Origin of the sequence: Streptomyces sp. NBC_00207 (assembly GCF_045160965.1) — a bacterium.
Classification (GTDB): domain Bacteria; phylum Actinomycetota; class Actinomycetes; order Streptomycetales; family Streptomycetaceae; genus Streptomyces.
The window spans coordinates 4117634-4131039 of sequence record NZ_CP130715.1 but is presented as its reverse complement, the minus strand read 5'-3'; the positions used below and the strand labels follow the sequence as shown (position 1 = coordinate 4131039).

Annotated in this window: 12 protein-coding genes; 9 read left to right on the top strand and 3 right to left on the bottom strand. The window is 71.5% G+C overall.

Annotation, left to right across the window (positions count from 1 at the left end):
- From cbiQ to OG472_RS19545, 3 genes are read left to right on the top strand one after another with little or no spacing between them, the layout of a single operon-like run.
- Positions 1-762: a cobalt ECF transporter T component CbiQ gene (gene cbiQ / locus OG472_RS19555; RefSeq protein ID WP_405941797.1), complete on the top strand. Its 762-nt coding sequence runs from the start codon at positions 1-3 to the stop codon at positions 760-762.
- A complete protein-coding gene (locus OG472_RS19550; protein WP_401608660.1) occupies positions 750-1511 on the top strand; it encodes an energy-coupling factor ABC transporter ATP-binding protein in 762 nt (253 codons plus the stop codon). The genes cbiQ and OG472_RS19550 overlap by 13 nt, the downstream gene beginning before the upstream one ends.
- 22 nt (positions 1512-1533) lie before the next feature.
- Positions 1534-2697, top strand: coding sequence for a serine hydrolase domain-containing protein (locus OG472_RS19545; protein WP_405834885.1), 1164 nt, complete (start codon positions 1534-1536; stop codon positions 2695-2697).
- On the opposite strand, the gene OG472_RS19540 is transcribed toward OG472_RS19545, so the two are convergent.
- Entirely contained in the window at positions 2686-3180 is a 495-nt protein-coding gene (locus tag OG472_RS19540) for a YbaK/EbsC family protein (protein ID WP_401608663.1), read from the bottom strand. The genes OG472_RS19545 and OG472_RS19540 overlap by 12 nt on opposite strands.
- A gap of 65 nt (positions 3181-3245) precedes the next feature.
- Positions 3246-4871, bottom strand: a complete 1626-nt coding sequence (locus tag OG472_RS19535) for a penicillin-binding transpeptidase domain-containing protein (protein WP_405830468.1) — start codon at positions 4869-4871, stop codon at positions 3246-3248.
- A gap of 141 nt (positions 4872-5012) precedes the next feature.
- On the opposite strand from OG472_RS19535, the gene OG472_RS19530 reads away from it, so the two are divergent.
- The 3 genes from OG472_RS19530 to OG472_RS19520 all read left to right on the top strand — a co-directional run bounded on the left by OG472_RS19530 (position 5013) and on the right by OG472_RS19520 (position 7441).
- Complete coding sequence (locus OG472_RS19530; RefSeq protein WP_405941796.1) at positions 5013-5708, top strand: histone deacetylase; 696 nt, start codon at positions 5013-5015, stop codon at positions 5706-5708.
- A gap of 178 nt (positions 5709-5886) precedes the next feature.
- A complete protein-coding gene (locus OG472_RS19525; RefSeq protein WP_401608670.1) occupies positions 5887-6156 on the top strand; it encodes a hypothetical protein in 270 nt (89 codons plus the stop codon).
- A gap of 277 nt (positions 6157-6433) precedes the next feature.
- Positions 6434-7441 (top strand): pentapeptide repeat-containing protein, encoded by a 1008-nt coding sequence (locus OG472_RS19520; RefSeq protein ID WP_405830465.1) that lies wholly within the window; start codon positions 6434-6436, stop codon positions 7439-7441.
- Positions 7442-8638: 1197 nt separating this feature from the next.
- Here the strand turns inward: OG472_RS19520 and OG472_RS19515 are convergent.
- Positions 8639-10408 carry a dolichyl-phosphate-mannose--protein mannosyltransferase gene (locus tag OG472_RS19515; RefSeq protein WP_401608673.1) on the bottom strand — a complete coding sequence of 590 codons (1770 nt, stop codon included), beginning with the start codon at positions 10406-10408 and terminating at the stop codon, positions 8639-8641.
- 149 nt (positions 10409-10557) lie between these two features.
- Here OG472_RS19515 and rsmI point away from each other — a divergent pair, with 149 nt between their 5' ends.
- The 3 genes from rsmI to OG472_RS19500 all read left to right on the top strand — a co-directional run bounded on the left by rsmI (position 10558) and on the right by OG472_RS19500 (position 12969).
- Positions 10558-11415: a 16S rRNA (cytidine(1402)-2'-O)-methyltransferase gene (gene rsmI / locus OG472_RS19510; protein ID WP_405834884.1), complete on the top strand. Its 858-nt coding sequence runs from the start codon at positions 10558-10560 to the stop codon at positions 11413-11415.
- A 161-nt stretch (positions 11416-11576) separates the two neighbouring features.
- Positions 11577-12077, top strand: a complete 501-nt coding sequence (locus tag OG472_RS19505; RefSeq protein WP_401608676.1) for a hypothetical protein — start codon at positions 11577-11579, stop codon at positions 12075-12077.
- Between the two features lie 10 nt (positions 12078-12087).
- Positions 12088-12969, top strand: coding sequence for a TatD family hydrolase (locus tag OG472_RS19500; RefSeq protein WP_401608678.1), 882 nt, complete (start codon positions 12088-12090; stop codon positions 12967-12969).
- Positions 12970-13406 lie beyond the last annotated feature (437 nt).

The following is a 13406-nucleotide window of genomic DNA, read 5'->3' as shown; positions in this document are numbered from 1 at the left end:
GTGGGAGCCGGCCATGCCCACAAGCTCTACCGGCACGGGCACACTCCGGTCCACGACCTGCCCCCGCACTGCAAGCTCGCCGCGACCTTCGGCTTCGTCGTGGTCGTCGTGTCCACGCCGCGCGAGGCGGTGTGGGCCTTCGGCCTGTACGCCGTGCTCATCACCGCGGCCGCGGCCGTGGCCCGGATCCCGGCCGGCTTCCTGCTGCGGAGGCTGCTGATCGAGGTCCCGTTCGTCGCCTTCGCCGTGCTCATGCCCTTCGTCGCCGAGGGCGAGCAGGTGGAGGTGCTCGGCATGTCCCTCAGCGTCTCCGGCCTGTGGGGCGCCTGGAACGTCCTCGCCAAGGGCACGCTCGGCGTGGCCGCGTCCGTCCTGCTGGCCTCCACGACCGAGCTGCGGGCCCTGCTGCTGGGACTGCAGAGACTGAAGCTGCCGCCGCTGCTCGTCCAGATCGCCTCCTTCATGATCCGCTACGGCGACGTGATCAGCGACGAGCTGCGCAGGATGTCCATCGCCCGCCGCTCGCGCGGGTTCGAAGCCCGCGGGATCCGGCACTGGGGGGTGCTGGCCAAGACCGCGGGCGCGCTGTTCATCCGCTCCTACGAGCGCGGCGAGCGGGTCTACCTCGCGATGGTCAGCCGCGGCTACGCCGGCTCGATGCCGGTGATCGACGAGGTCGTGGCCACGCGCACCCAGTGGGCGTACGCGGCCATACTCCCGGTGACGGCCCTCGCCGTCTGTCTGATGGGATGGACGCTGTGAACCTCACCCCTTCGCTGGAAGTCTCCGGCCTCGCCTACGCCTACCCCGACGGACACCAGGCCCTCTTCGGCGTGGACCTGACCGTCGGGCACGGCGAGCGGGTCGCCCTGCTCGGTCCCAACGGCGCCGGCAAGACCACGCTGGTGCTGCACCTCAACGGCATCCTGGGCGGCGGGGTCGGCGCGGTGACCGTGGCCGGCCTGCCCGTGGAGAAGCGGAACCTCGCCGAGATCCGGCGCCGGGTCGGGATCGTCTTCCAGGACCCCGACGACCAGCTGTTCATGCCGACCGTGCGGGAGGACGTGGCCTTCGGACCGGCCGCGGCCGGAATGCGGGGCGCGGAGCTGGACGAGCGGGTGCGGGCCGCCCTGGACCAGGTCGGCATGGCGGACTTCGCCGACCGGCCGCCCCACCACCTGTCCTTCGGGCAGCGCCGCCGTGTCGCGGTGGCGACCGTCCTGGCCATGCGGCCCGAGATCCTGGTCCTGGACGAGCCCTCGTCCAATCTGGACCCGGCCTCGCGCCGCGAGCTCGCGGACATCCTGCGCTCGCTCGACGTGACCGTGCTGATGGTGACGCACGACCTGCCGTACGCACTGGAGCTGTGCCCGCGCTCGGTGATCCTCAGCGAGGGGGTCATCGCGGCGGACGGCCGCACGCAGGACCTGCTGTGCGACGAGAAGCTGATGCGGGCCCACCGGCTGGAGCTCCCGTTCGGCTTCGACCCCCGTTCGGTATCGGTGGCATAAGCCCCGGTCGCGCGTTGTTGGACTGCTCGTGGACATCCAGGGTGTGGTGGCGGAAGGCTTCGAGCCGGTCCGGGACGCGTTCGTGCGCAATTTCGAGGTGCTCGGGGACCGCGGGGCGGCCGTGGCCGTCTACCGCGACGGCCGCAAGGTCGTCGACCTGTGGGGCGGCACCAGGGACGCCGACGGCACGGACCCCTGGACCGGGGACACCGCGCAGATCGTCCGCTCCGCGACCAAGGGCGTGGCCGCCGCCGTCCCCCTGCTGCTGCACCAGCGCGGGCTGCTCGACCTGGACGCCCCGGTGGGCTCGTACTGGCCGGAGTTCAAGACGGGCGGCAAGGAGCGGATCCTGGTCCGCGACCTGCTCGCGCACCGCGCCGGGGTCCCGGTGCTGGACCGCGGCCTGACCGCCGCCGAGGCCGCGGACGGGGTCTCCGGAGCGCACGCCGTCGCCACGCAGCAGCCCTTCTGGGAGCCGGGCACCGAGCACGGCTACCACGCCCAGACCTACAGCTGGCTGCTGTCCGAGCTGGTCCTGCGGGTGACCGGCCGCACGCTGGGCACCGTACTGGCGGAGGAGATGACCGAGCCGCTGGGCGTCGACTTCTGGATAGGCCTGCCGGAGACCGCGGCGCACCGGGTGGGCCGGGTGGCCCCGGTCGACCCGCCGTCGAGCGCGGGCATGCTCAGGACCCGCCCGCGGCGCAACGTCTCCGAGGCCTACGCCGACCCGGACTCCCTCACCCGCCGCGCCTTCACCGCCATCGACCCGCTGCCCGACGAGAACGCCCCCTCCTACCGGGCCGCCGAACTCCCCGCCTCGAACGGCATCGGCACGGCCCGCGGCCTGGCCCGCTTCTACGGGGCCACGATCGGCGTGGTCGAGGACGGCGCGCGGATCTTCACCCCGGCCACCACCGCACTCGCCGGCCGTGAACTCTCCTCGGGCCCGGACCGGGTGCTCGTCGTGAACACCCGCTTCGGCCCCGGCTACATGCTGCACGGCCCGGCCTCGCCGCTGCTCTCCCCGGCCTCCTTCGGCCACCCCGGCCGCGGCGGATCCCTGGCCTTCGCGGACCCCGACGCGGGCATCGGCTTCGGCTACGTCACCAACGCCCTGGCCAAGTCGGTCACCGCCGACCCGCGCGCCCAGGCCCTGGTCCGCGCCCTGCGGTCAGCCCTCTGACGGCTGCGACGGCTGCTCGCGTACGTCGGCCACGGTGGCCCCGGCGTACCTGACGAGCTCGCCGGGGGCCATCGGGAACACCGTGTGCGGGGTCCCGGCCGCCGCCCAGACCGTGTCGTGGACCAGCAGCGCCCGGTCGGCGAGCACCCGCGTGCGCGTACGGTGCCCGAAGGGCGGCACCCCGCCGATGGCGTAGCCGGTGGTCTCCCGGACCACGGCCGCGTCCGCCCGCGTCACCCGGGCCGCGCCCAGCTCGCGGCCGACCGCCGCGACGTCCACGCGGGAGGCCCCGTCCATCAGCACCAGGACGGGTACGCCGTCCGCCGCGAAGATCAGCGACTTGACGATCTGGCCGAGCTCGCAGCCGATCGCGGCCGCGGCCTCGGCGGCGGTCCGGGTGGCCTCGGGGAAGGCCCGTACCTCGGCGTCGATGCCGAGGGCGGTCAGTGCCTCGGCGAAACGGGGGTGCGCTGTGGTCGTCATGCCGGGACGCTAGCGCCTTCCGCGAGGAGGCGTCATCCGGCTTTCGGCCCGCGGGCCGACGCCGGTCAGCCGGCCTTCAGGACCTCGGCGACGATCGGCCCCGCCGCGTCCCCGCCGTGGCCGCCGGCCTCGACCATCGCGGCCGCGGCCACGTCGCCGCTGTAACCCGTGAACCAGCTGTCCGGGCTGCCGGCGCCGTCGACCTCCGCCGAGCCCGTCTTCGCGCCCTTGTCGCCGCCCACCGACCGCATCGCCTTCTCGGCGGTGCCCGACGTCGCCGTCAGCCGCATCATCGAGACCAGCTGCTGCTGCACCGAGGGCTTCATCTTCCGCTGCGCCGTCGCGATCTTCCGGCCGTCGAGTTCCGGCGAGACCAGGAGCGGCTGGCGGAACGTGCCGGTGCGCGCGGTCGCGGTGATGGACGCGATGTTCAGCGGGTTCATGGTGATCCTGCCCTGCCCGATGTACCCGGCGGCCTCCTCCGCGCCCGTGGCCGTCGGAACCTTGCCGTCGACGGACTGGATGCCCGTCTTCCAGTCCAGGTCGATGCCGAAGACCTCCTTGGCCTCCTTGGAGAGCGCCGCGTCGTCGTGGATCACGCCGACCGGCTTGATGAAGGCGGTGTTGCAGGACTTGGCGAAGCTCGTCGCGAAGTTGGCGCCCGGCAGCTCGAAGTTGCCCAGGTTGTGGAAGGTGCGTCCGCCCCACTGCACCTCCTTCGTGCACTGCGCCGGCTTGTCGGCCGCCACCAGACCCCGGTCGATGAGCATGGCCGCCGTCGCGATCTTCATCGTGGAGCCGGGGGCCCTGGCACCCCTCATGGCCGCGTTGAAGCCGTCGGTGCGGTGGTTGGCGACGGCCAGGATGTGTCCGTTGCTCGGCTGGACGGCGACCACCGAGGCCTCCGGGTACTTGGCGACGGCCTGCTCGGCCGCCGCCTGCACCGTGGCGTCCAGGTACGTCTTGAGGGTGCTCGGCTCGCCCTCGACCAGGGTCAGCAGGGTCCGCTTGGGGGCTTCCTTGAGGGCGGGCTCGATCCACACCTCGGCGCCGGCCCTGCCGCCCGACTTGCTGCCGTAGTTCTGGCGCAGTTCGTCGAGGATCGGCCGCAGCGAGGGGTACTTCTCCGGGGTCAGCTCGTCGCCGTTGCGGTCGACGGCCTTGACCGGCGGGTTCGACGCGGCGCCCGCGCGCAGCTTCTCGTCCTTCTGGAGCTGGGGGTGGATCACCGAGGGCTGCCAGTCGACCAGCGGCTTCCCGCTGGTCACCCCGCGCACGACGGTCAGCTGGGAGTCGTAGGCCAGCGGCTTGGTGGTGCCCTCGTACGTGATCTCGGCCTCGACCTTGAAGGGGACGGTGGTGCCGTTCGCCGGGCCGGGGGTGATCACGGCCTTGGACACGTACGCCTTGGTCCTGAAGTCGCCGACGGCGGCCTGCGCGGCCGCGACGTTGTTCGTCAGGTCGGCGGCCACCCGCTCGTCCCCGGCGGCCCAGGCGGCCAGGAAGGCCTTTGCGGTCGCGGCGGTCTCCTTCGCGCCGACCGGCCCGCTGCCCTTCTCCGCCTGGACGGTGGTGTCGCCGTCCTTCGCGCCGCCGCTGTCCCCGACCAGGGCGTACACCCCGTATCCGGTGCCGCCGAGCATCGCGAGGAACACCCCGCCGACGATGGCACCCTTCGCTGCCCCGTTCACTGCGTCCCCTCCCCAGGAGCCAATGGTTCCCTGAACATGTTCAAAGAACCCTTGGTGTGGACCTTACGCGGCGGAGCGAATCGTTCCGGGCGTTGTTACCGGACCGGAACATCGCGACTGCGAAGACCGTTGAAGCAATTGATGACCACGAAGAGGCTCCTGGCAGTGGAAGCGCTCGGCAGCGGGGGACCGCTGCCCGAGCGCATCTGGTACACCTCCTACGGCTCGAACATGCACCGGGGCCGACTCGCCTGCTACCTCGCCGGAGGCACCCCGGCCTACCTGGCCGGAGGCACCCCGGCGGGCACCGCCCGCGGCTATCCCGGGTGCCGCGACCCGCGCGCGCCGGCCCGGTCGGTGCCCGTCGAACTGCCCGGCCGCCTGTACTTCGCCACGGAGTCCGTCGTGTGGACGGGCGGCCGCGCCTTCTACGACCCGGCGGCGCCGGGCCGCGTGCGCGCCCGGGCCCACCTGGTGACCGTCCAGCAGTTCTCCGACATCGCCGCCCAGGAGATGTACCGGGAGCCCGGGGCCGACATCGACCTCACCCGGGTCCTGCGCACGGGACGCGATGAGCTGGGGCCCGGCCGGTACGAGACGCTGGTCTGCTCCGGCGCCCTGGACGGCATCCCCGTGCTGACCTTCACCGCGCCCTGGGGCATGCACGAGGTGGAGTGGGTCAGCCCGGCCGCCGCCTACGTGACGCACCTGGCGGCAGGCCTGCTGGAGTCCGGGGCCTGGGACGCACGGTCCATCGCCGACTACCTCGCCCGGTGCCCCGGCGCGGCCGGCCACTGGCACGCGGACCGGATCGCAGCCCTCCTGACCACCCCCTGACCCGCCCGTGACCCGCTCGGCCGGACGTGCGTGCACCGGGGCCGTGCTCTAGCGTCGAAAGGGCGAGGGTGACCGCTGCATCGAGCCGGTCGCCCCTGCGACTGCCGCTCTGCGCCGCCGCCCCCGCCCGCGGTCCGGCGCACCCGCCGGCCGCGTGACCGACCGAGAGAGCAGGTGCATGCGCATGCGTCCGTCGGCCCGTATCCCCAGCATCCTCGCCGGCCTGGCCCTCGCCGTCGGCGGAGCCGTCTTCACCGCCCCAGCCGCCCACGCGGACATGAAGGCCTGCGAGCAGTACGTCGCGAAGCACGATGCCAAGGTCACGAGCGGCGTCGCGGAGGCCTGCTACCAGGGGCAGATCGGCAACCAGACCAGCTGCACCAGCAGCCTCACTGCGGCCGGCGCCTCCAAGGACGTCGCGGAGCAAGCCTGCGAGGCGTCCCGCTAACGACGAAGAGGGCCCCGACGCCGTCCGGCGTCGGGGCCCTCTTTCCGGCTTTCCGGCTGCTAGACCCAGGGTGGCAACCAGTGCCCCAAGCTGGCCAGCGGTCCGATCCTTCCAGCGCGCGGGATCCGGCTTCTTCGAGTGCGATGGAAGGGTGAGCGTTAGGCGGCCACGGCTGAGGCAGTGGATCGCGCACCGACAGGCAGCTAGGCGGCGGCGCCGTATCCGCGCAGGCCAGCGCAGAAGGGGCGGCGCCGACGGGACGCGGTGGCTGTCTCTGATGGCTTCCCTGCCTGGTTTGGTCGCGTTGGTCGCGCTGGTGTTCACCTGGGTGTCGGTTGGGCAAACCGGGACGGAGCTTCGGATCGCGGAACAGGGCCAAATCACTAGCCGGTTCAACGAAGCGGTTTCACACCTAGGATCGAAGTCGCTGGATGTGAGGTTCGGGGGCATCTACGCGCTTGAGCGCATCATGCAGGATTCGCCGCGCGATCAGCCCCGGATCATTTCAGTGCTGTCAGCGTACGCACGGACTCATACCCCCGTCCCGGCGGACGGCTTCCCGAAGATGAAGCCGGACGAACTTCCTCCTCCGCCCGACGCCGACGTCGTGGCCGTGACGGAGGTGCTCGCTGCGCGCCCGTCGGGCCGGGACGGCCAGGCAGAGATCAATTGGCAAGGCGCGGACCTGCGCGGCTTGTCTCTGCAGTCCCCCTATGTCAACACGAGCGGAGACGAATCGCCGGTTGCTAGCTACCTTCCGTTCAGCTTTGCGAACCTGGCGGAGGCGGACCTGCGGCACGCTTATTTCTTGGGTGTGGACTTGCACAATGCGCTGTGTACGGGGGCGAATTTGGCCTATGCCGAGTTGTCGGATGTGAGCTTGAAGGATGCCCAGATGGAGGGGGTAGACCTGACGAAAGCGGTGCTAGAGGACGCGAGTCTGCGTGGGGCCAACCTCTCCAACGCGATCCTGGTCGGCGCCAACCTGACCCGTGCGGACCTGGGGGGCGCGAAGCTTGACCTGGCTGACCTGAACAGCGCCAACGTGAGTCGCGCGGACCTGAGGGACGCGAACCTGCTCCTGGCTGACCTGAGAAGCACTGACCTATATGGAACGGACCTACGCGGTGCCGACCTAACCGGATCGGACCTGCGCGGTGCCGACCTAAGCGGATCGGACCTGCGCCAGGCAGACCTAACCGGCGCTGATCTAACCGGCGCGAACCTGAAGGGAGCCCTACTAGAAGGGGCGAAGGGGGTTCCTACTGAAGGACTAGACGGATGAACGCTTAGCCCAGGCGGCCCCGACCAGAGGTTTTCCGCCGCCACCAGGGTCGCCGAGGCCCTACGGGGCCATCTCCGAGCCGCGGGCGTGGGCCGGAGAGTCCCTAGCATGAAGAGGGGAGCCGCTGCGCGGCACGTCCCTTGCAGCGACGGCAAGCCGCCGGAACAATGTGCCGGCCCCCGCGAGCTCGCCGCATATCAACGCCTGTGCGACGAGGGGTCCACCAGCAGGCTGGTCGGCGCCCCTGCACCACGATGGGCTGCACTGCAAGTTGCTCTCAGCTGGTTACACCGCCCGAAGTTCTGGTGTCGTGTGCCGGGCTGGTTGCGTCTGGCGGCAGGCGCCGATCCGCCTCGTAGCTTGCCGTATCCGACTTGCGATCCAAGCGAGTTGAGCGTCACCTTGAAGTAGGTGGGTCGTGAGCGCATGCAGGCCAGAATTAGCACTCCTCATCGCAAGGATGGCCAATCATGGAGAGGCGAACCCGACTCCGTACAGCTGTTATCGCGGCCGCATTGGTAGTACCTCTGGGCGTCTTCACAGCGAGACGTATACGAGGAAGCAGGGCATTGCCTGCAGTTCCGTCTTGCATTCTGGCTGCGAGTCAGCCAACTGAATCAGGGGTGCCCACCGTGATCGAGAGTCATGGCGGTGCCCACTGCCCAGAGAGCGCCGTTGTTCATGTGTTGCTGCGCAGGGACATTCCTTGGTGGTGGGACAAGACGCTCACAGAGAAGTCAGAGGTGGGCAGCTACAACGTCAGAATCGATCTGTCCTATAGGTGCAAATACACCAGAGACTGGCGGGTCTACACGGAAACACGCCGGGCGGGGAAGAAGGTGCAGTCACCGCGCACCGCCGTTCACTGTGTGGGGACCGGTTGACAGCATCCCCAGAAGATCCACGAAGGGCCGTAGGGCTAGTCAGCGATTCAGCCACGACGTACCGCAACCACAGAGGCCCTGTTTGGCCGGCAACCGTCCGGCAGGGCCTTGAAGCTGCCGGCATGACCCGTCTCTGACCTATCTCTGTAGGGCTACGCATCTGAAGGCCAGCCGTGCGCGACCCGTGCCAGGTACTGCGCCGGAGCGGGCCCGTCTGTGGGCCCTCGAGGGGCGGCCCAGGACGGCCGGCGGCCACCGGCAACAACCACGACGGGCCCGGCACCAGAAGGTGCCGGGCCCGTCGTTTTCGCTGCTAGACCCAGGTGTCCAGCCACATGCGGCCGCGCCAGGAGTCCATGGGCAGGGTCTGGCCCGTGTAGATCGGCCAGAAGTAGATGAAGTTCCACACGATCAGCAGGACCAGTACCCCCGCCCCGATCGCGCCCAGCGCGCGCCGTCGTTCGGACGAGCCCGCCGGGCCCAGCAGGGCGCCGATCATCATCGCCACCGCCAGGCACAGGTACGGGACGAAGACCACCGCGTAGAAGTAGAAGATCGTCCGCTCCTGGTAGTTGAACCAGGGCAGCAGACCCGCGGCCACCGCGCACGCGATCGCGCCCGCCCGCCAGTCGCGGCGGAAGAACCACCGCCACAGCACGTACAGCAGCGCGAAGCAGCCCGCCCACCAGAGCAGGGGGGTGCCCAGCGCCAGCACCTCGCGGGCGCACTTGCCCGCCGCGGTCGCCGGGCAGCCGTCGGTGCCCGGCTCGGGGGACTCGTAGAAATAGGAGACGGGCCGGCCGAGGACCAGCCAGCTCCACGGGTTCGACTCGTAGGTGTGCCCCGAGGTCAGGCCGACGTGGAACTCGTAGACCTCGGTCTCGTAGTGCCACAGGCTGCGCACCCACTCCGGCAGGAACGACAGCGCGCTGTTCTGGTCGTTCTTGGCCGCCCAGTCGCGCAGGTAGCCGCCCTTGCCGTTGTCCGGGCTGAAGATCCAGCCCGACCACGAGGCCACGTACGTCACGATCGCGACCGGCACCGTGGACACGAAGGCCGGCAGCGCGTCGCGGCGCAGCATGGCCGCGTACGGGGCCCCAGCGCCCGCGGTGCGGCGCGCGGCCGCGTCCCACAGCACGGTGAGGACCCCGAAGAAGGCCAGGACGACGAAGCCGTTCCACTTCGTGCCCGCGGCCAGCCCCAGGCAGACCCCGGCCAGGATCCGGTACGGCCGCCAGCCCAGCCGCAGCGACTCGGCGATCTTCGTGTCGGGCCGGGTCCGGCCCTCCTCGTCCACCGGCAGTGCGTCGGCGAGTCTGGCCCGGGCCCGGTCGCGGTCGATGAGCAGCGCCCCGAACGCGGCGAGCACGAAGAACATCAGCACCAGGTCCAGCAGCGCGGTGCGGCTCATCACCAGGTGCAGGCCGTCCACCGCGAGCAGTGTGCCCGCCAGACATCCCAGGAAGGTCGAGCGGAAGAGGCGGCGTCCGATCCGGCACAGCATCAGCACCGACAGGGTGCCGAGGACGGCGGTCATGAACCGCCAGCCGAAGGGGGTGAAGCCGAACATCCACTCGCCGAGCCCGATGACCCACTTCCCGACCGGCGGGTGCACCACGTAGCCCGGGTCCACGGGCAGCGCGACCCCGTCCGGGTTGGCGAGGATCGACTTGTCGATGTCCTTGGGCCAGCTCGCCTCGTAGCCCTGCCGGACCGTGGCCCAGGCGTCCTTGGCGTAGTACGTCTCGTCGAATATCACCGCCTTCGGGCTGCCCAGGTGCACGAACCGCAGCACCCCGGCGACCAGCGCCACCAGCAGCGGCCCCGCCCACGAGAAGATGCGCTGCCAGATCCCCCACGTCTCGGGCGGCAGACCGAAGGTCAGCCACAGCTGCCGGGACGGCCTGGCGTACGGGGGCACCAGCCGGGTGCGGACGTCCGCACGCGGCGACGCGGCGGCGGCCGGCGCGTAGCCGAAGCCGCGCAGCCGGCGCAGCCAGGTGGGCGGCTCTACTTCGCGCCCGGCCGGCGAGGCGGCAGGGGCCCTCGCGGGGCTGGGCGACGGCGTCGCGGTACTGGTCACCGGCACATCGTAGGGAAGAGATCTGTGTGCGCCCCAGTGGCGGGGGCCTGACGGGGGGCGGCGGGGCGCGGGACTGAGAGGATGGGCGGGTGACAACTGACCAGCCCCGCGGTACCCAGAGCACCCCCGTCGACGCCGCGACCGAAGGCCTGATGGGCACGCTCGTCCTCGCCGGCACGCCCATCGGCGACCTCGCCGACGCCCCGCCGCGCCTCGCGGCCGAGCTGGAGCGGGCCGACGTGATCGCCGCCGAGGACACCCGGCGGCTGCGCCGGCTGACCCAGGGGCTCGGCGTGCACACCACCGGACGTGTCCTCTCCTACTTCGAGGGCAACGAGTCCGCGCGCACCCCCGAGCTGGTCGAGGCCCTGATCGGCGGCGCGCGCGTGCTGCTGGTGACCGACGCCGGCATGCCCTCGGTCTCCGACCCCGGCTACCGGCTGGTCGCCGCCGCCGTGGAGAAGGACATCAAGGTCACCGCCGTCCCCGGGCCGTCCGCGGTGCTCACCGCGCTGGCGATGTCCGGGCTGCCGGTGGACCGGTTCTGCTTCGAGGGGTTCCTGCCGCGCAAGGCGGGCGAGCGCCTCGGCCGGCTGCGCGAGGTCGAGGGCGAGCGGCGCACGCTCGTCTACTTCGAGGCCCCGCACCGGCTCGACGACACCCTCGCCGCGATGGCCGAGGTCTTCGGCGCCGAGCGGCGGGCCGCGGTCTGCCGCGAGCTGACGAAGACGTACGAGGAGGTCAAGCGCGGCGGGCTCGGCGAACTCGCGGCCTGGGCCGCCGAAGGGGTGCGCGGGGAGATCACCGTCGTCGTGGAGGGCGCCCCCGCCGCCGGACCCGGCGATGTGGACGCCGGCGAGCTGGTGCGCCGCGTGCAGGTGCGCGAGGAGGCGGGGGAGCGGCGCAAGGAGGCCATCGCTGCGGTCGCGGCCGAGGCCGGGGTACCCAAGCGCGAGGTGTTCGACGCCGTGGTCGCGGCAAAGAATGCGGCACAAAAGGTGCCGTAAGTCGGTAAAGAGCTAACCTGAAAAGCAAAGCTCAGACCGCGCACCGGGCGCTTTCGGCATGGACTCGCCCAAAGACCGTCCAACACTGGACAGGGCCTGATGCGCTCCCGCCTGAAGAGGCGTCCACTGGCAATGGCACCAGTGGAACAAGAGGAGCTGGCATGAGTGAGATCGCTGACACCCCGGTACCCGTCCCCGTGGCGGTACCCGCCGCAGTCCCTGCCGCCGCTTCCAGCCCCGGCGTGCAGACCGTGCACGAGGCCTACTCCTTCGCGTGCATGAGGTGCGGGTACGGCTGGGAGCAGGCGTACGCGATCGAGCACCACGTCGACGGCCGGGGCGAGCCGTTCATCATGTACACGGTCAACGGCGAGCGGGTGCCCTCCCCGCTGTCCAACCCGACCTGCATGAACTGCGGCGGACACGTCGTACGGATCATGCGCGCGGGCCAGGTCTCCTCGGTGCTCGGCATGATCGACCACCTCTACCACCACCGCATCGCCCCCGGGATCGCCGGACCGGTGCCGGCCGGAGTGGACGTGCCCCGGACCCCGAAGCCCCGCAAGGGGACGCACGACTCCCCCGGGCCCGTCGCCGTCGACCGGGCCCGGGAGCGCCGGGGCTGGCTCTCCCGCCTGATGGGCGTCTTCCGCCGGTCATAAGATCGGCCGTATGAGCCCTTCCTCCGCCTCCAAGGACGCACTGCCTCCGCTGCCCGAACCCCTCCGGGTGGCGGTGGCGGACTCGCACACCCACCTCGACATGCAGGCGGGCACCGTCGAGGAAGGCCTCGCGAAGGCCGCCTCGGTCGGCGTGACCACCGTCGTCCAGGTGGGCTGCGACGTGAAGGGCTCCCGGTGGGCCGCCGAGACCGCCGCCGCGTACGAGAACGTCCACGCGGCCGTCGCCCTTCACCCGAACGAAGCCCCCCGGATCGTCCTCGGGGATCCGGACGGCTGGTCGAGGCAGGGGGCCAGGGCCGGCGGCGGCGAGGGCGCGCTGGACGAGGCGCTCGCCGAGATCGAGGCACTGGCCGCCCTCGACCACGTGAAGGCGGTCGGCGAGACCGGGCTGGACTACTTCCGCACCGGCCCGGAGGGCATGGCCGCGCAAGAGCGCTCCTTCCGCGCGCACATCGAGATCGCCAAGCGGCAGGGCAAGGCCCTCGTCATCCACGACCGGGACGCCCACGCGGACGTGCTGCGCGTCCTGCGCGAGGAGGGCGCCCCGGAACGCACCGTCTTCCACTGCTACTCCGGGGACGCCGACATGGCCCGCGAGTGCGCCGCCGCCGGGTACTACATGTCCTTCGCCGGCACCGTCACCTTCAAGAATGCGGCGCCGCTGCGCGAGGCGCTGGCCGTGGCCCCGCTGGAGCTGGTGCTCGTCGAGACCGACGCGCCCTACCTGACCCCGGCGCCGTACCGCGGACGGCCCAACGCGCCGTACCTCATTCCGCTGACGGTACGGGCGATGGCCGCCGTCCGCGGCATCGACGAGGACGCCATGGCCACCGCGCTGGCCGCCAATACGGCGCGCGCCTTCGCCTACTGAATCCGCCCCGCCACGGGTGATCCACCGGCGCCGCACCCTCCCGTTCCGACACGCTGAGTGGCCGTCCGGCTTTGGAGCGTGACGACTCCTCCGCTAGGGTGCCGTGCCCGAACCCGGGGGTGCCGGATCACCAGTGGAGCAAGCGTCGTGAGCGATACGCAGGGCAGTCACCGCCGTGCCGGTCCCGTCCCGGAGGCGTACGGGGCCGAGCCCCCGGCCTGGACGTCCGGTCCGGCGGATCCCGGGGCCACGCTCCGGGACCCGGATCCCGGAGTCCCCGCCCCGCGCACCGGGAGCCGGCGGGCCGGCCGTCGCCGCCGGGGCGCGGACACCGCCACCGCTCCCGGCCGCCAGGGCGGCAGGACGCAGGCCGAACTCGCCGAGCTGGCCGCCGTGGCGGAGCTGGCCGAACTGGCCGAACTGGCCCGGCTCTCCGA